Below are 19,179 nucleotides of genomic sequence, written 5' to 3' on the forward strand. Positions count from 1 at the left end.
GGACGGATCGCGGATCCCGCTTCACGGGCGTTTCGGCCAGGACGGCGGAACCCCGACGACCACTCCTTTTGTCCACGCGGCAAATCGCACGATGAGCGACCGGACCCAATCCATCGCGGACCTTTCGCCGGAGCAGGTGGCCCGGCTGCAGGAGCGCCTGGCCGCGCTGCGGGCCGGCAAGGCCGCCGCGCCCGCGGGCATTCCGCGCCGGGCCGAAACGGGGCCCGTGCCGCTCTCGTTCGCGCAGCAGCGGCTGTGGTTCATGGACCAGCTGCAACCGGGGAGCACCGCGTACAACATCCCGTTCGCCCTGCGCCTGCGCGGGCCGCTGGACGTGGGCGTGCTCGCGCGCACGCTGGACGAGATCGTTCGGCGCCACGAGACGCTGCGCACCACGCTCCCCGTGGTGGACGGCGAGCCGCGCCAGGTGATCGCCCCCGCCGCGCCGCGCGACCTGTCCGTCATCGACATCGCTCACTTCGCGCCCGAGGCGCGCGAGGCCGAGGGGCACCGGCTGGCGCGGGAAGAGGCCCTGCGCCCCTTCGACCTGGCCGCGGGACCGCTGCTGCGCGTGACGCTCGTCCGGCTGGCGGACGACGACCACACGGTGCTGTTCACCCTGCACCACGTGATTGCCGACGGGTGGTCCATGCGCGTGCTGGCCCGCGAGGTGTCCGCGCTGTACGCGGCGTTCTCGGCCGGGGCGCCGTCGCCGCTGCCGGAGCTTGCCGTGCAGTACGCGGACTACGCCGTGTGGCAGCGCGCGCGCTTTGCCGGCGGTGCCCTGGACGGGCCGCTGGACTACTGGCGCCGCAAGCTGGCCGGCGTGCCGCCGCTCCTTTCGCTCCCCACGGACCGCCCGCGTCCGCCGCAGCCGGACGGCCGGGGCGATACCCGCACGTTTGCGGTCCCCGCCGATACCGTCGCGCGCCTGGCGGAGCTCTCGCAGGCCGAAGGCGCCACGCTGTTCATGACCGTGCTGGCCGCGTACGCCGTGCTCCTGGGCCGCTACGCCGGTCAGGACGACGTCGTCGTGGGCAGCCCCGTGGCGCACCGTACGCGCCCCGAGACCGAGGGGATCATCGGCTTTTTCGCCAACACGCTCGCCCTGCGCGCGGACCTGTCCGGCGATCCCACGTTCCGCCAGCTGCTGGGGCGCGTGCGCGAGACGGTGCTGGGCGCGCACGCCAACCAGGACGTGCCGTTTGAGCGCCTGGTGGAGGAGCTGGACCCCGACCGCACGGCCGTCTCCACGCCGCTGTTCCAGGCCATGCTCGTCTTCCTGAACCCCGAGCCCAACGCGCTGCGGATGGGGGACGTGCGGATCGAGCCGGCCGAGACGGAGTCCGAGTCGGCCAAGTTCGACCTGCTGCTGTCCATGGGCGAGCTGGACGGCGTGCTGAACGGGCGGATGGAGTTCCGCACGGAGCTGTTCGACGGCGCGACGGTGGAGCGGATGCTGGAGCACCTGCGCATCCTGCTCGCTGGGGCCGCGAGCGACCCGGACCGCCCCATCAGCCGCCTGCCGATGCTGGACGGGGACGAGCGGCGGCGCGTCGTGGCCGATTGGAACGGGACGGATGCGGATCATCATCCCACCGACGCCCGTGTCCACGACCTGTTCGCGGCGACGGTGGAGCGCGCTCCGAATGCGCCCGCGGTGTCCTGGGCGGACGGTGTCCTCTCCTACGCGGAGCTGGATGCGCGGTCCAACCGGCTGGCGCGTCACCTGCGCCATCTGGGCGTCGTCCTGGACGGCCGCGTCGGCATCTGCATGGCGCGCGGGCCGGAGATGATGGTGGCCGTGCTGGCCGTGCTCAAGGCGGGCGCCGCGTACGTGCCCGTGGACCCGGCGTATCCGGCGGACCGCATCGGCTACATGCTGGCGGATTCCGCCGCGCCCGTTCTCCTCACGCAATCCGCCATCGCGGAAACGCTTCCGTCCACGGACGCGCGGATCGTCCGCGTGGACGCGGAGGCGGACGCCATCGCATCCCAATCCGCCGAGGCGTTCGACGGCGGGGCGCATCCGGACGGGCTGGCCTACGTCATCTACACGTCGGGCTCGACCGGAAAGCCCAAGGGCGTGGCGATGACGCACCGGCCGCTCGTGAACCTGCTCGCGTGGCAGCAGCGCGAGTGGCGCCACCCGGACGCCGCCACCACGCTGCAGTTCACGACGCTGTCGTTCGACGTGTCGTTCCAGGAGATCTTCAGCTGCTGGGCCAGCGGTGGCCGCCTGGTACTGGTGGACGAGGACGAGCGCCGCGACTTCGCCGCCGTCCTCCACCGGCTGGAGGCCGAGTCCGTCGAGCGATTGTTCCTGCCGTACGTGGCCCTGCAGCACCTGGCGGACGTGGCCCAGGAGCGGGGGAGCGTGCCGGGCGCCCTGCGCGAGGTGCAGACGGCGGGCGAGCAGCTGCGCGTCACGCCGTCCATCCGCCGCTTCTTCGCGGCCACCGGCGCCACGCTCAGCAACCAGTACGGGCCCTCGGAGACGCACGTCGCCACGGCGCAGGTGCTGGCGGACGGGCCGGACGCGTGGCCGCTGCTGCCGGGGATCGGCGGGCCGGTGGCGAACGCGCGGTGCTACGTGCTGGACGCGGCCGGCGAGCCGTCGCCCGTCGGCGTGCCGGGCGAGCTGTTCCTGGCGGGCGCGTGCCTGGCCCGCGGCTACCTGGGCCGGCCCGCGCTCACGGCCGAGCGCTTTGTCCCCGATCCGTTCGGGACGGGCGCGCGCATGTACCGCACGGGCGACCGCGCGCGGTGGCGGGCGGACGGCACGCTGGAGTTCCTGGGCCGCGTGGACGACCAGGTCAAGGTGCGCGGCTTCCGCATCGAGCCGGGCGAGATCGAGGCGGCCCTGGAGGCGCACGCGGCCGTCCGCGAGGCCGCCGTCATCGTCCGCGAGGACGCACCGGGCGACCGGCGGCTCGTGGGCTACGTCGTGTCCGCCGCGGGATCCAGCGTGTCCGCATCGGAGCTGCGGGCGCACCTCAAGGAGCGGCTGCCCGAGTACATGGTGCCGGCCGCGTTCGTCGTCCTGGACGCGTTCCCCCTGACGCCCAGCGGCAAGGTGGCCCGCCGCGCCCTCCCCGCGCCGGATGCCGCGGTGGCGCAGACGGAGTCGCGCGTCGCGCCCCGCACGCCATCGGAGACCGGCCTCGCCTCCATCTTCGGCGAGGTGCTCAAGGTGGCGGACGTGGGCGCGCGGGACGACTTCTTCGCGCTGGGCGGCCACTCGCTGCTGGCCACGCGCGTGGTGTCGCGCGTGCGCGAGGCGCTGGGGGTGGAGCTGCCCCTGCGCGTGGTGTTCGAGGCGTCCACGGTGGAGGCGCTCGCCGTGCGCGTGGACGGGCTGCGTCGCGAGGCGGGCGGGCCGTCCGCGCCACCGCTGGTACCGGTGGAACGGACGGGGGCGATGCCGCTGAGCTTCGCGCAGCAGCGGCTGTGGTTCATCCACCAGCTGCAGCCCACGAGCGCCGCGTACAACCTGCCGTACGCGCTGCGCCTGCGGGGCCGCATGGACGTGGACGCGCTGGAGCGGGCGCTCACGGAGATCGTCCGCCGGCACGAGACGCTGCGCACGCGCTTCGCGGAGGAGGACGGCGAGCCCGTGCAGGTGATCGATCCGCCGCATCCGATCCGCATCGACCAGGTCGATTTCAGCCACCTCGCGGACGTTGAGCGCGAATCCGCCGTCCGCGCGCTGGCGGCAGACGAGGCGATGCGGCCGTTCGACCTGGCGCACGGCCCCCTGCTGCGCACGACGCTGGCGCGGCTGGGGGAGGACGATTACGCGCTGCTCTTTACGCTGCACCACGTGGTGAGCGACGGGTGGAGCACGGGCGTGCTCGTGCGCGAGGTGTCGGCGCTGTACGGCGCGTTCAGCGAGGGACGCGGGCGGACGCTGCCGGAGCTGCCCATCCAGTACGCGGACTACGCCGCCTGGCAGCGCGCGTGGCTCCGCGGCGACGTCCTGGAGGCGCAGCTGGGGTGGTGGCGCGAACGGCTCGCCGGCGCGCCGCCCCTGCTGGAGCTGCCCACGGACCGCCCCCGCGCGCTTGCGGCCAGCGACCGCGGCGGCAGCGTGCCGTTCGCGCTCTCCGCCCAGACGACGCGGGCGCTCAAGGAGCTGTCGCGCCGCGAGGGCGCCACGCTGTTCATGACCCTGCTGGCCGCGTGGCAGCTGCTGCTGTCGCGCTACAGCGGCCAGGACGACGTGAGCGTGGGCACCCCCATCGCCGGGCGCACGCGGCTGGAGACGGAGGGGCTCATCGGCTTCTTCATCAACACGCTCGTCCTGCGCACGGACCTTTCCGGGAACCCGGACTTCCGCGCGCTGCTGGGGCGCGTGCGCGAGGCGACGCTGGGCGCGTACCAGCACCAGGAGATCCCGTTCGAAAAGCTCGTGGAGGAGCTGGCGCCGGAACGCGGCCTGGGCCACGCGCCGTTCTTCCAGGCGATGTTCATCGTGCAGAACAACGCCCGCGAGGCCCTGCGCCTTGGATCGCTGGAGGCCCAGGCGCTGGCCGCGGGCGAGGAGCCCGCCAAGTTCGACCTGACCCTGTCGCTGGAAGACGCCGACGCGGACCGGCTGGGCGGGATCCTTTCGTACCGCGCCGACCTCTTCGACGCGGAGACCGTCCGGCGGATGGGCGCGCACTACGCCACGCTGCTGGAGTCGATCGTGGCCCATCCGGAGCGCCCCGTCGCCGAGCACGCGCTCATGGCGGACGACGAGCGCCGGCGCGTGCTCGTGGAGTGGACCGCCACGGAGCGCGGCTACCCGGCCGGCGCCTGCGTGCACGACCTGTTCGCCGCGCAGGCGGGGCGCACGCCGGAGGCGGCGGCGCTCGTGCACCGCGGGCGGACGCTGTCGTACGCGGAGCTGGACACGCGCGCCAACCGGCTCGCCCACGACCTGCGCCGGCGCGGCGTCTGTCCCGAAGTGCGCGTCGGCGTGTGCCTGGACCGCACGCCGGAGATGGTCGTGGCCCTCCTGGCCGTGCTCAAGGCCGGTGGCGCGTACGTACCGCTGGACCCCGCGTACCCGCGCGAGCGGCTGGGGTACATGATCGAGGACGCGGAGGTCCCCCTCGTCCTCACGACGACGGCGCTGGCGGACCGGCTTCCGCGGGGCGCGGAGCCCGTGTGCCTGGACGCCATCCGCGACCGCCTTGCCTTTGCCGCTGCGGACGCGCCGGAAAGCGGCGTCACGGCGGAGAACCTGTCGCACGTCATCTTCACCTCCGGGTCCACGGGGCGCCCCAAGGGCGTGATGATCCGCCACGCGTCCGCCGCGGTGCTGCTGCACTGGCTGCGCGAGATGGTGACGGACGCGGAGCGCTCGTCCGTCCTGGGCTCCACGTCCATCAACTTCGACGTGTCGGTCGCGGAGATCTTCGGGACGCTGTGCTGGGGCGGGACGCTGGTGCTGGTGGAGAACGCGCTGGACCTGCCGTCCGTGGCGGACCAGGGGATCCGCTACGCCAGCATGGTGCCCACGGCGGCCGCGGAGCTGCTTCGCACGGGCGAGCTCCCGGACACCCTGCGCACCCTCTTTCTGGGCGGCGAGGCCCTGCCCGCCGACCTGGCCCATGCGCTGCACGCGCTGCCGTTTCCCGTGCGGGTGGGCAACCTGTACGGGCCCACGGAAGACACCACGTACTCCACGTTCGCCCTCGTCCCCAAGGGAGCGGACCGCGTGCTCGTGGGCCGGCCCGTGGCCGGCACGCGGGCGTACGTGCTGGACGAGCAGCTGCGGCCGATGCCGGTCGGCGTCGTGGGCGAGCTGTACCTGGCCGGATCGGGGCTCTCGCGCGGGTACGCGGCGCGGCCGGGGCTCACGGCGGAGCGTTTCATCCCCGACCCCTTTGGAGCGCCGGGGACGCGGATGTACCGCGTGATGGACCGCGTGCGCTGGACGGCGGACGGCGCCCTGGAGTACTTCGGGCGGACGGACACGCAGGTCAAGGTGCGCGGCTTCCGCATCGAGCTGGGCGAGATCGAGACCGTCCTCCGCGCGCACCCCGCCCTCCAGGACGCCGCGGCCGTCGTGCGCGAGGACGCGCCGGGCGACCGCCGCCTTGTGGCCTACGTCGTGGCGCGGGACGGGGATGCGCCGACCGACGCGGACCTCCGCGCGCACCTCAAGGCGCACCTGCCGGAGTACATGGTGCCGCGCGAGGTCGTGCGGCTGGCCGCCCTGCCGCTCACGCCCAACGGCAAGGTGGACCGGCGCGCCCTTCCCGCGCCCGGCGCATCCGTGAGCGACGCGGACGGCACGTACGACGCGCCGCGTACGGTCGCCGAGGAGCGGCTGGCGGCGATCTTCGCCACGCTGCTGCGCGTGCGCGCCGTGGGAAGGAACGACGACTTCTTCAGCCTGGGGGGGCACTCGCTGCTGGCCACGCGCGTGATGGCGCGGGTGCGTGACGCGTTCGGCGTGGAGCTGCCCCTGCGCGCGCTGTTCGAGGCGCCCACGGTGGCCGCCCTGGCCCGCGCCGTCGAGGACGCGGGCGGCCAGCCCGTGTCGCAGCCGCCGCTGGTGCCAAGGGAGCGCGCCCGGCCGGCCACCGACCTGGCGGGGCTGTCCGTGGAGGAGAAGCGGCGGCGCCTGGCCGAGGTGCTCAAGAAGAAGGCCGGCAACCGCTTTCCCCTCTCGTTCGCCCAGCAGCGGCTGTGGTTCATCGACCAGCTGCAGCCGGGGAGCACCGCGTACAACATCCCCGTGGCGTACCGCGTCCGCGGCGCGCTGGACCCGGCGCTCCTGGAGCGCTCGCTCGACGCCATCGTCCGGCGGCACGAATCGCTGCGCACCGTCTTCCAGTCCGAGGCCGGCGCGCCCGTGCAGGTGGTGCTGGACGAGATGCCCCTCACCGTTCCCGTCACCGACCTGGGGCACCTGCCCGCGGAGCGGCGCGAGGCGGACCTGCGGGCGCTGGCGGCGGACGAGGCGGCGCGGCCCTTTGACCTGGCCGCGGGCCCGCTGGTGCGGGCGTCCGTCGTGCGGCTGGACGACACGGACTGGGCCATCCTGTTCACCATGCACCACGTGGTGAGCGACGGCTGGTCCATGCAGGTGCTGGTGAACGAGGTGCGCGAGCTGTACGGCGCGCTGGGCGAAGGACGCGAGCCCGCGCTGGCGCCGCTTCCCCTGCAGTACCCGGATTACGCCGTGTGGCAGCGCGACTGGCTGAGCGGTGGCGTCATCGACGCGCAGCTGGCGTGGTGGCGCGAGCAGCTGGCCGGCGCGCCGCCCGTGCTCGAGCTGCCGACGGACCGCCCCCACGCGCCGGCGGCCGGCGCGCGGGGCGGACACGCGTCCGTCGCGTTCCCGGAAGAAACCACGCGCGCGCTTCGGGCCATCGCTCACGCGGAGGGCGCGACGCTCTACATGGCGTTGCTGGCCGCGTGGCAGACGCTGCTGGGCCGCTACGCCCGCACCGATGACGTCAGCGTGGGAACGCCCGTGGCGGGTCGCACGCGGGCGGAGCTGGACGGGCTCATCGGCTTTTTCGTCAACACGCTCGTGCTGCGGACGGATCTGTCGGGCACGCCGGGGTACCGCGCGCTGCTGCGGCGCGTGCGCGAGACGGCGCTGGGGGCGTTCGCGCGGCAGGACGTGCCCTTCGAGCGGCTGGTGGAGGCGCTGGCGCCGGAGCGCAGCCTGCTCCACAGCCCCCTCTTCCAGGTGCTCTTCCACTTCCAGAGCGCGCCCGCGGCCGAGGCGCCCATGGGCGACCTGGTGGCGACGCCCATGGGTCCCGTGGGGAGCGCCGCGCAGTTCGACCTGAGCCTGGGCGTGGCCGAAACGGGCGATGCCCTGGAGGCGTGGCTCACCTACCGCACCGACCTGTTCGACGCGGAGACGGCGGAGCGGATGCTGGCGCACTTTGCCCGCCTGGTGCACGCGGCCGCGGTCCATCCGGACGCGGCGCTGGCGCTCGTTCCCCTCGTGGACGACGGGGAGCGCGCCGCGCTGCTGGGCCCGGAACCGGCCGTCTTCCCGGCGGACGAGGCGCTGCACGACCTGTTCGCCGCGCAGGCCCGGCGGACGCCGGACGCCGTCGCGCTCACGTCCGGTGATGCGTCGCTGACGTATTCGGAGCTGGACGGGCGCGCCAACCAGCTGGCGCACGCGCTCCAGGCGCGCGGCGTGGGTCCCGAAGTGCGCGTGGGGCTCTACGTGGAGCGGTCCATGGAGACCGTCGTGGGCCTCCTGGGCATCCTCAAGGCGGGCGGCGCGTACGTGCCCATGGACGTGGCGTATCCGGCGGATCGCATCGCGTTCATGCTGGCCGACTCCGGCGTTGCCCTCGTCCTCACGCAGTCCGCGCTGGCGGACCGGCTGCCGCCGGACGGCATCCAGGTCATCCGCCTGGACGCGGACGGGCCGGAGGTCGCGGCGGAGCGCACGTCCGCGCCCGCGAGCGGCGCGAACGGATCGACCCTGGCCTACGTCATCTACACGTCCGGCTCCACGGGGACGCCCAAGGGCGTGCTGGTGGAGCACCGCAACGTCGTCCGCCTCTTTCGCGCGACGGAAGCGTGGTTCGGGTTCGACGCGAGCGACGTGTGGACGCTGTTCCACTCGCACGCGTTCGACTTCTCCGTGTGGGAGATCTGGGGCGCGCTGCTGCACGGCGGCCGGCTCGTCGTCGTCCCCTTCGACGTATCGCGCGACGCCCTCGCCTTCCACGACCTGCTCGCCCGCGAGCGGGTGACGGTGCTGAACCAGACGCCGTCCGCGTTCCAGCAGCTGGTGCACGCGGACGCGACCGTGGCCGATTCGGAGCGGCTGGCGCTGCGCCACGTCGTCTTCGGGGGCGAGGCGCTGGAGCCGGCGGCGCTGCGCCCGTGGTTCGACCGCCACGGGGACCGGGCGCCGCGGCTGGTGAACATGTACGGCATCACGGAGACGACCGTCCACGTGACGGTTCGTCCGCTGACGAGGGCGGATGCGGAGAGCACGCGCAGCCCCGTGGGCGTGCCCATCCCGGACCTGCGCGTGGTGCTGCTGGACGAGCACGGACAGCTGGTGCCGCGCGGCGTGGCGGGCGAGATCTGCGTGGGCGGCGCCGGCGTGGCGCGCGGCTACCTCAACCGCCCCGAGCTGACGGCGGAGCGGTTCATCCGCGACCCGTTCGGGACGGACGCGGGTGCGCGGCTGTACCGCTCGGGCGACCTGGGTCGCCTTGGGAGCGGCGGCGAGCTGGAGTACCTGGGCCGCAAGGACCAGCAGGTGAAGATTCGCGGCTTCCGCATCGAGCTGGGCGAGATCGAGGCGGCGCTGCTCGACCATCCCGCCGTGGCCGAGGCGGCCGTCGTCGTCCGCGAGGACGCGCCCGGCGACCGACGCATCGTGGCGTACGTGGTCGCGAGGGACGGACACGCCTCGCCGTCCGCTGCCGGGCTGCGGGAGGCGTTGAAGGGGCGGCTGGCGGAGTACATGGTGCCGTCCGCCTTTGTCTCCATGGGCGCGCTGCCGCTCACGGCCAACGGCAAGCTGGACCGCGCCGCGCTTCCCGTGCCGCAAACGAGCGCCGACGCGGAGGCGTACGTGGCGCCCGCCACGACCACGGAGGACGTGCTGGCCGGCTTCTACGCGGACGTGCTCCGGGCCGAAACGGTCGGCGTGGAGGACGACTTCTTTGCCCTGGGCGGGCATTCGCTGCTGGCGACGCAGCTGGTGTCGCGGGTGCGCGAGGCGTTCGGGGTAGAGGTGCCCCTGCGCGTCCTGTTCGAGGCGCCCACGGTGGCCGGGCTGGCCGCGCGCGTGGACGCGCTGGCCCGCGAGCACCGGGGCGCCCTGGCGCCCCCGCTCGTCCCCGTGCCGCGCGACGGGCGGCTGCCGCTCTCGTTCGCGCAGCAGCGGCTGTGGTTCATCGACCAGCTGGAGCCCGGGCGGGCCGCGTACAACCTGCCGTTCGCCCTGCGGCTGCGCGGGACGCTGGACGTGGCCGCGCTGGAGCGCTCCATCGCCGGGATCGTCCACCGGCACGAGGCCCTGCGCACCCGTTTCGCGACGCTGGACGGCGCGCCCGTCCAGGTCATCGATCCGTTCGTGCCCGTGGAGCTCACGCGCGTGAGCCTGGAGCACGTGGCCGGTTCGGAGCGCGAAGAGCGGATGCGCGCCCTGCTGGAGGCGGACGCCGTGGCGCCGTTCGACCTGGCGCGGGGCCCCCTGCTGCGCAGCACCCTCGTGCGGATGGCGGACGGGGACCACGTGCTCCTGTTCACCCTGCACCACATCGTCAGCGACGGGTGGAGCACGGGCGTGCTCGTCCGCGAGGTGTCGGAGCTGTACGGCGCGTACACGGAGGGCCGCGCGCCGCGCCTGCCGGAGCTGCCCGTGCAGTACGCGGACTTTGCCGCGTGGCAGCGGGCGTGGCTCCGCGGCGACGTGCTGGACGCGCAGCTGGCGTACTGGCGTGGGCAGCTGGCCGGCGCGCCGCCCCTGCTGGAGCTCCCCGTGGACCGCCCCCGCCCGCCCACGGCCAGCGACCACGGCCTGCGCGTGCCGTTCACGCTGGACGCCGGGACGACGGACGCGCTGCTGGCCCTGTCCCGCCGCGAGGGCGCCACGCTGTTCATGACGCTGCTGGCCGCGTGGCAGCTGCTCCTCGCCCGCTACAGCGGACAGGACGACGTGAGCGTGGGCTCGCCCATCGCGGGGCGCACGCGGCTGGAAACGGAAGGGCTCATCGGCTTCTTCGTCAACACGCTCGTCCTGCGCACGCACCTTTCCGGCGCGCCCACGTTCCGCCAACTGCTGGGCCGCGTACGAACGGCCACCCTGGGCGCGTACCAGCACCAGGACATCCCGTTCGAAAAGCTCGTGGAGGAGCTGGCGCCGGAGCGCTCCCTGAGCCACACGCCGCTCTTCCAGGTGCTGTTCAGCCTGCAGAACAACGCGCAGGAAACGCTGCGCCTGGGCGACCTGGACGCGGAGCCGCTGGCCGGCGCGGCGGAATCGGTGAAGTTCGACCTCACGCTGCGGCTCACGGAAACCGGGGCTGGCCTGTCCGGAGCGCTGGCCTATCGCGCGGAGCTGTTCGAGGCGGAGACCGTGGCGCGGATGCTGGAGCACTTCCGCGCGCTGCTGGAGGGGATCGCGGCGGACGCGGACCAGTGCATCACCGACATCCCGCTGCTGGCGGAATCGGAGCGCCGGCAGCTGCTGGAGGGGTGGAACGCGACGGACGCCGATCCCCCGGCCGACGCGCTCGTCCACCGGCTGTTCGAGGCCCACGCGGCGCGGAACCCCCACGCGCTTGCCGTCGCCGGTGAGGACGCGCGGCTGACTGCAAACGAGCTGAACGCGCGCGCCAACCGCATCGCCCACCGGCTGCGGGGGATGGGCGTGGGGCCGGACACCGTCGTGGCCCTGTGCCTGGAGCGCGGCACCGATTCCATCGCGGCGCTGCTGGGCATCCTCAAGTCCGGCGGCGCATACCTGGCGCTGGATCCCACGCTGCCGGCGGAGCGCCTGCGCTACATGCTGGCCGATTCGCGCGCGGCGGCGCTCGTCACGCGCGGCGGGCTGGTGGACGCGCTCCCGGCGGACGGCCTGGCCGTCGTGGACGTGGAAGACGCGTCGCTGGCGACGGAGCGCGCGGACGATCCGGACGCGGGCGTGCGGCCGGAGCACCTGGCGTACACGCTCTACACCTCCGGGTCCACGGGCCGGCCCAAGGGCGTGGCCGTGGAGCACCGGCAGCTGGCCGCCTACCTGTTCGGCCTGCGGGACCGGCTGGGGCTCGAGGCCGGCGCGAACTACGCGACCGTCTCCACGCTCTCGGCGGACCTGGGCCACACGGTCGTCTTTTCCGCGCTCGCATGGGGCGGATGCCTGCACGTGATCGGCGAGGCGCGCATCTTCAGCGGCGCGGCCCTGGCGGACTACTTCGACGCCAACCCCGTCGACTGCCTCAAGATCACGCCGTCGCACCTGGCCGCACTGCAGGGGGGCGTGGACGATCCGCGCCGGCTCATGCCGCGCCGCTGGCTCGTGCTGGGCGGTGAGGCGTCCGGCCTGGCGTGGGCGGACGAGCTCGTGCGGTCCGCGCCGGAGGGATGCGCCGTCTTCAACCACTACGGTCCCACGGAGACGACCGTTGGCGCGCTGACCTATCGCGTGACGGACGCGCGGCCGGAGACGGCGTCGTCCACGCTCGTGCTGGGCGGACCGCTGCCGAACGCGCGCGCCTACGTCGTGGACGCGGCGCTGCGCCCCGTGCCCGTCGGCGTCCCCGGCGAGCTGCTGATCGGCGGGGCGGGGGTGGCGCGCGGGTACCTGCACCGCCCGGCGCTCACGGCGGAGCGCTTCATCCCGGACCCCTTTGGAGCGGGGCGCGTGTACCGCACGGGCGACCGCGTGCGCCGGCTGGCGGACGGGACGGTCGAGTTCCTGGGGCGGATGGACGGGCAGGTAAAGCTGCGCGGCTTCCGCGTCGAGACGGGCGAGGTGGAGGCCGTCCTGCGCCGCCAGGCCGGCGTCGGGGACTGCGCCGTCGTCGTCCGCGAGGACGCGCCGGGCGACCGGCGGCTGGTGGCGTACGTGGTCGGCGAGGCCGCGGCGGACGCGCTGCGCGCGGCGCTGCGGCAGACGCTGCCGGAGCACATGGTCCCGTCCGCCTTTGTCCCCATGGGCGCGCTGCCGCTCACGGCCAACGGCAAGCTGGACCGTCGCGCGTTCCCCGCGCCGGAGCAGGAGGCGCCGAAGGAGCGCTACGTGGCGCCGCGCTCGGAGATCGAGGCTACCCTGGCCGCCGCGTGGGCGGAGGTGCTGGGCGTGGAGCGCGTGGGCCGCGACGACGGGTTCTTCGACCTGGGCGGGCACTCGCTCCTGCTGGTCCGCCTGCAGGCCAGCCTGCGCGAGCGGCTGGGCCGCGAGATCCCCATCCTGGACCTGTTCCGCTTTCCCACCGTCGCGGCGCTCGCCGGCCACCTGGGCGGGGGCGGCGCGGAAGGAGCGCCGGCCGCGCGGACCGTGGGGCGCGCGCGGCGCCCGGCGTCCGGCGAGGCGCAGGGCGGGCCCGTGGCCATCGTCGGCATGGCGGGGCGCTTTCCGGGCGCGGAGAACGTGGAGGCCTTCTGGCGCAACCTGCGCGCGGGGACGGAATCCATCGCGTTCCTCTCGGACGAGGAGCTGCTTGCGGCCGGGTTCGACCCGTCCGACATCGCCGATCCGGGATTCGTCCGCGCCAGCGCGCTGCTGGAAGGAAGTGATCGGTTCGATGCGGCCTTCTTTGGGTTCAACCCACGCGAAGCCGAGGTGATGGACCCGCAGCACCGCGTGTTCCTGGAGACCGTCTGGGAGGCGCTGGAGCACGCGGGGTACGATCCCGCGGGGATGACGCAGGCCGTGGGCGTGTACGCGGGCTCGTCCACCAGCACGTACCTGCACAACGTGCTCACGCGGGCGGACGTGCTGGCCGCCGTGGGCAGCTACCAGGCGCACCTGGGCAACGCCAAGGACTTCCTGGCCATGCGCGCCGCGCACAAGCTCAACCTGCGCGGCCCCGCCCTGACGGTGCAGACGGGGTGCTCCACGGGCCTCGTCTCCGTCCACGTGGCCTGCCAGGCCCTGGCCGCCGGCGAGTGCGACGTGGCCGTGGCGGGCGGCGTGTCCGTGCGCGGCGGCAGCGGCTACCGCTACACCCCGGGCGGAATCGCGTCGCCGGACGGACACACGCGCGCCTTTGACGCCAGGGCCGCCGGCACCGTGTCGGGGAACGGGGTGGGCCTCGTCGTCCTCAAGCGGCTGGACGACGCGCTGGCGGACGGTGACACCATCCACGCGGTCATCCGCGGGACGGCCATCAACAACGACGGCGCGGCCAAGGTGGGGTTCACGGCGCCCAGCATCGAGGGGCAGGCCGGCGTCATCGCCGACGCGCTCGCGGTGGCGGACGTCGATCCCCACACCATCGCCTACGTGGAGGCGCACGGCAGCGGGACGGAGCTGGGCGATCCCATCGAGGTCGCCGCCCTCACGCAGGCCTTTGGCGCCACGGAGCGGACGCAGTTCTGCGCCATCGGCTCCGTCAAGACCAACATCGGCCACCTGGACACGGCCGCGGGCACGGCGGGCCTCATCAAGACCACGCTGGCCGTGGCGCACGGCGAGATCCCGCCGTCGCTCAACTACAGCGAGCCCAACCCGCGCATCGACTTTGTCTCGTCGCCGTTCTACGTGAACGCGCAGCTGCGCCCGTGGCCGCTGGACGGGCCGCGCCGCGCGGGCGTGTCGTCGTTCGGCATCGGCGGGACCAACGCGCACGTCATCGTGGAGCAGGCGCCCGCCGCGGCGCCGTCGGAGCCGGCGCGGCCGTGGCAGCTCCTGACGCTTTCGGCGCGGACGCCGGCGGCGTTGGAGGCCGCGACGGATCGCCTGGGGACACACCTGCGGGCGCACCCGGAGCAGTCGCTGGCGGACGCGGCGTACACGCTGCAGGTGGGCCGCCGCTCCTTTGAGCACCGGCGCGTTCTCGTGGCCCGGGACGGGGCCGAGGCGGCGGAGGCGCTGCTGTCGCGATCGGAGCGGGTGGTGGACGGCGCCGCGCCCGGCCCGCGGTCCGTGGCCTTCCTCTTCCCTGGCGTCGGCAGCCAGTACGCGGGGATGGGACGCGGCCTGTACGAGGCGGAGCCCGTCTATCGCGAGACGGTGGACCGGTGCGCGGAGATCCTGCTGCCGCACCTGGGGCTGGACATCCGTGACGTGATGTACGCGGCGGACGCGGATGCGGCGGATGAGGCCGCGCCCGGCGGCATCGACCTGCGCGCCATGCTGGCCCGCGCGAAGGCCGCGGACGCGGACGGGCCCCTGAGCGGCGCGCGGGTGTCGCAGACGGCGCTGTTCGTCACCGAGTACGCGCTCGCGCGGCTGTGGATGCACTGGGGCGTGCGGCCGGAGGCCCTGATCGGCCACTCGCTGGGCGAGTACGTGGCGGCGACGGTCGCGGGGGTGTGGTCGCTGGAAGACGGCCTGCGCATCGTGGCCGAACGGGCGCGGCTCGTGGAGGCGCTGCCGGAGGGCGGGATGCTGGGCATCGCCCTGCCGGAGGGTGACGTGCGGCCCCTTCTGCGCGACGGGCTGGACGTGGCGACGCTGAACGGTCCGTCGATGACGGTCGTCTCCGGCCCCATGGGAGCGGTGGATGCGCTCCAGGCGGAATTGTCCGCCCGCGGCGTGGTCTGCAGCCGCGTGCCCACGCGCCACGCCTTCCACTCGCCGTTGATGCAGCCCGCCGGCGAGGCGCTGGCGGCGCTGCTGCGGGGGATGGAGCTGCGGGCGCCCCGCATCCCGTTCGTCAGCAACGTCACGGGCGGGTGGATCCGCGACGGGGAGGCGACGGATCCCGCGTACTGGGTGCGCCACCTGTGCGGCACCGTCCGCTTTGGCGACGGCATCCAGGCGCTGGCCGCGGATGGCGATCGCGTGATGCTGGAAGTGGGCCCCGGGCACGCGCTCCGGGCGCTCGTGAGCCAGCTGCCCGTGTGGGACGGCGCCCCGCCGACCGTCGTCGCGTCGCTGCGGCACGACTATGAGCGCGGCCCGGACGTGGCGCACGTGCTGGAGGCGGCTGGCCGCTTGTGGGCGGTGGGCGTGGCGGTGGACTGGAAGTCCGTGCACGCGCACGAGCGCCTGCGCCGCGTCCCCCTGCCGACGTACCCGTTCGAGCGGCGGCGCTACTGGATCGACATGGACGTGGGCGCGCTCACCGCCGCCCGCGCCGGTGATCCGCTCGCCCGCAAGGCGGACCCGGCGGAGTGGCTGTACCTCCCCGCCTGGACCCGCGCCCCGCTCGCGCCGGCCGACACGCCGGTTGTGCCCGCGTCGTGGCTCATCCTGGCCGATGGGGGCGGGATCGGCGCGGGGCTGGCGAAGCGGCTGGAGGCGCTGGGACACACGGTTTCCGTCGCGCACCCGGGCGACGCGTTCGCGCGCGACGACGACGGCCGGTACACGGTCCGTCCGGGCTCCGTGGAGGACCTGGCGGCGCTCGGCATCCAGCCGCGGCACGTCGTCCACCTGTGGGGCGTGGACGCGGACGAGGAGGGGGCAGATGCGTTCGATCGCGCCCAGCAGCACGGTTTCGCGACGGTCGCCGGCCTCGCGGCCGCGTTCGGAGAGGGGGCGGATGCGCCGCGGCTGGTCGTCGTCACGGAGGGGGTGGAGGACGTGGCCGGCGGCGAGCCGCTGCGCCCGGCGCGCGCCACGGTGCTCGGCGCCTGCCGCGCGCTGCCGGCCGCGATGGGCTGCCGGACGATCGACATCCGCCACCGCGCGGACGTCGATTCCCTCGTGGAGCAGCTGCTGGAGGAGCTGACGGCGGACGTGGCCGACGCGTCCGTGGCCTTCCGCGGCGCGCTGCGGTGGACGCGCGCGTGGCAGCCCGTGCGGCCGGCCGGGAACGCCGCCGGCTTCCGCGAGGGCGGCGCGTACGTCCTGGTCGGACAGGTGGATACGGGCCTCCGCGTGCTCGCCGAACACCTGGCCGGCATCGGCGCGCGGGTCGCGCTCGTGCTCGATCCGTCCCATCCGGAGCCGTCGGACGCGGTGCTGACGTTCCGCGCCGCGGTGGACGACGCGGATGCGCTCCGTGCCGCTGTCCATTCCGCGCGTGACGCGTTCGGGGCGGTGCACGGCATCGTCCACCACCCGTCGATCCACGCGCCGGCCGTGGCGCGCGTGGAGCGGGAGCTGGCGGCGCTGGAGCGGGCGACGGCGGGCCTTTCGCTCGACTTCGTCCTGCTGAACGGCGCGCTGGACGCGCTGCTGGGGGACGCGGGGCAGGGACGCGCGGCGGCCCTCGCGCTCGTGGACGCGTGGGCCCAGCGCCTGGCATCGGAAGGCCGGCGCTGGACGAGCGTGGCGTGGGACGGGTGGCAGGCGGAGGGCGCGGAACCCGATCCGTCCGCCATCCGCCCGGACGAGGGAGGCCGTGCCTTCCGCGCCGTGGCCTCGATGGCGCGCGAGCCGCGCATCGCCGTCTCCACGCGCGACCTGGGCGCGCGCGTGGCGCATCGTGATCGGCCGGCGCCGCCGATGCCGAAGGTGGAGGCGGAGCTGCATCCGCGGCCCGTGCTGGACAGCGCGTTCGCCGCGCCCACGACGGAGGCGGAGGCGCTGCTGGTGGGTATGTGGCGCGAGCTGCTGGGCATCGCGGAGATCGGCATCCACGACGACTTCTTCCGCCTGGGCGGCCACTCGCTGCTGGGGCTGCAGCTGGCTTCCCGCGTGCGCGAGGCGTTCCGCGTGGAGCTTCCCCTGCGCGCCCTCTTCGACGCGCCCACGGTCGCCCAGCTGGCCCTCGTCATCGAGCAGCTGCTCGGGGTCGAAGCTGGCGCGAACGACGCGACGGACGGCATCACGCCGCGGCCGCGCGAGGGCGCCCTTCCGCTCTCGTTCCAGCAGGAGCGGCTGTGGTTCATCGATCGTCTGCAGCCGGGGGACGCGTCGTACAACATCGCCGGCGGCATGCGGCTGCGGGGCGGCACGGACGCGGGCGTGCTGGAGCGCGCCATCGGCGAGGTGGTGCGCCGGCACGAGTCGCTGCGGACCACGTTCCACGAGGTGGACGGCTTGCCCGTCCAGGTGATCGCCCCGTTCGGCGGGTTTACGCTCCCCGTGGACGACCTGTCGGCGCTGTCGCGAGAGGAGCGGGAGGCGGAGGTGCGCCGGCGGGCGTCGGACGAGGCGTCGCGGCCGTTCGACCTGGCCGCGGGGCCGCTGTTCCGCGCGCGGCTGCTGCGGCTGACGGACGACGACCACGTGCTGCTGGCCTGCCTGCACCACATCGTGGGCGACGGGTGGAGCAACGGCGTGTTCTTCCGCGAGGCCGCGGCGCTGTACGGGGCCATGGAACGCGGTGAGCCGTCGCCGCTCGCGCCGCTGCCCGTGCAGTACGCGGACTACGCCCTGTGGCAGCGCGAGCCCGCGCAGCGGGTGCGGGAGGAGCTCCAGCTGGCGTACTGGCGGGCGCGGCTGGCCGGCGCGCCGGAGGTGCTGCAGCTGCCCGCGGACCATCCGCGGCCGGCGAGCCCGTCGCACCGGGGCGCCAGCGTGCCCGTTCGGATCGCCCCGGAGGTGCTCGAGGGTGTTCGCGCGGTCGCGCAGCAGGCGGGCGCCACGCCGTTCATGACGGTGCTGGCGGCGTTCCAGGCCCTGCTGGGCCGCTACGCCGGCACGGACGACGTGGTCGTGGGCACGCCGGTGGCGGGGCGCACGCGGCGCGAAACGGAAGGGCTCATCGGCCTGTTCGTCAACACGCTCGTCGTGCGGACGGACCTGTCCGGCGACCCCACCTTCCGTGCGCTCGTGGGTCGCGTGCGCGCGGACGCCCTGGGCGACCTGGCGCACCAGGACCTGCCGTTCGAGCGGCTGGTGGCCGATCTGCAGCCGGACCGCTCCGGCGGCCAGGCGCCGCTGTTCCAGGTGGTCTTCCAGATGGACGGAAGCGGCGGCGACGCGGCCCCGGACGACGACGGGCGCGTGGAGATGGACACGGGCGCCACGCCGTTCGACCTGCGCCTGTTCCTGCAGGCGGACGCGCACGGCATCACGGGCCGGCTGCACTACGCGGCCGAGCTGTTCGAGGCCCAAACGGCGCGGCGGATGGTGGAGCACCTGTCCCGCGTGCTCGCCCAGGCCGCGGCGGATCCGGATCTGCCCCTGTCGCGTTTGGAGCTGATGGACGACGGGGAGCGCCACCGCGTGGTGGAGGCGTGGAACCAGACGTCGGCCGAGTATCCGCGCGTGCCGGTCCATGCCCTCTTCGAGGAGCAGGCCGCGCGTACGCCGGACGCCGTCGCGGTCGTGCTGGGGGACGATGTGCTCACGTACGCGGCGCTGAACGCGCGGTCCAACCAGCTCGCGCACCACCTGCGCGCGCGCGGCGTCGGTCCCGAAACGCGCGTCGGGCTGTGCCTGGAGCGCGGGCTGGAGATGGTCGTCGCTGTCCTCGCGATCCTCAAGGCCGGCGGCGCGTACGTCCCGCTCGACCCGACGTATCCCACGGATCGGCTCGCGTTCATGCTGGCGGACTCCGGGATCGCCGCGCTGGTGACGCGGGACGGGCTCCGCGCCCTCCTGCCCGTGACGGACGGGACCGAGATGGTGGCGGTGGATGGCGATCGCGCGCGGATCGAGGCGGAATCCGCGGAGAA

The 19,179-nt window shown here is 74.4% G+C and carries 1 protein-coding gene; it reads left to right on the forward strand.

Features of this window, described 5'->3' with window-relative positions; genetic code table 11:
- Positions 1-91: 91 nt before the first annotated feature.
- The coding region (locus VFZ20_RS31925; protein ID WP_329688031.1) for a non-ribosomal peptide synthase/polyketide synthase at positions 92-19,179 on the forward strand (19,088 nt) is incomplete at its 3' end.

Origin of the sequence: Longimicrobium sp., assembly GCF_036280135.1 — a bacterium.
Classification (GTDB): domain Bacteria; phylum Gemmatimonadota; class Gemmatimonadetes; order Longimicrobiales; family Longimicrobiaceae; genus Longimicrobium.